Here is a 663-nt window from a genome sequence, read left to right as displayed (position 1 = left end):
ATGCTTGATGGCGAACTCATGGTCAAAGGTGTGGACTTTAACACCGGGTCTGGCCTTCTGCGCACCGTCTGGCTCAAGCAGAGTAACTTTACGTTATCTACCTGCGAATACTGGCACGATGAGTGGAAGAAGAAAGCCAATCGTCAACCGTTCCACCTCGACCCTTACAACCTCAAAGTTGTCCTCTACGATATCATTCCGCTTGACATTATCGAGTCCGGTGATGACTACAACGTGATGACCCTCCTCCGCCTTGAGCACGTCAAGGTAGCCTTACCAGTCCTGCAAGACCACTTCCCTGAAGTCGAGTGGTGCCTCTCAGAGTCCCATGAAGTTTACGACATGGACGAACTCGATGCGCTGTACCGACAGAAACGAGAAGAAGGTCACGAAGGTCTGGTGGTTAAGGACCCTCGGGGTATCTACAAGCGCGGTAAGAAGTCCGGCTGGTGGAAGCTGAAGCCAGAGAATGAGGCTGATGGTGTCGTTGTTGGACTCAACTGGGGAACTCCCGGTCTAGCCAACGAGGGCAAGGTGATTGGCTTCGAGGTTCTCCTTGAGTCTGGCCGCGTGGTGTCCGCTAATAACATCTCTCAGGCACTTATGGAGGAGGTCACCTCTGCGGTACTAACTCAGGAACTGAACGGAGACACTCAGGCGTAT

General features: G+C 52.9%; 1 protein-coding gene. It reads left to right on the top strand.

What is annotated here, in order from left to right:
- Nucleotides 1-663 (top strand): ATP-dependent DNA ligase (locus HHU12_RS34405; RefSeq protein ID WP_205960096.1); only part of this gene is annotated, 663 nt, incomplete at both ends.

Source organism: Flammeovirga aprica JL-4 (assembly GCF_012844305.1).
Lineage (GTDB): Bacteria > Bacteroidota > Bacteroidia > Cytophagales > Flammeovirgaceae > Flammeovirga > Flammeovirga aprica.
The sequence above is the reverse complement of the archived record's forward strand: the minus strand, read 5'-3'. Positions and strand labels throughout refer to the sequence as shown.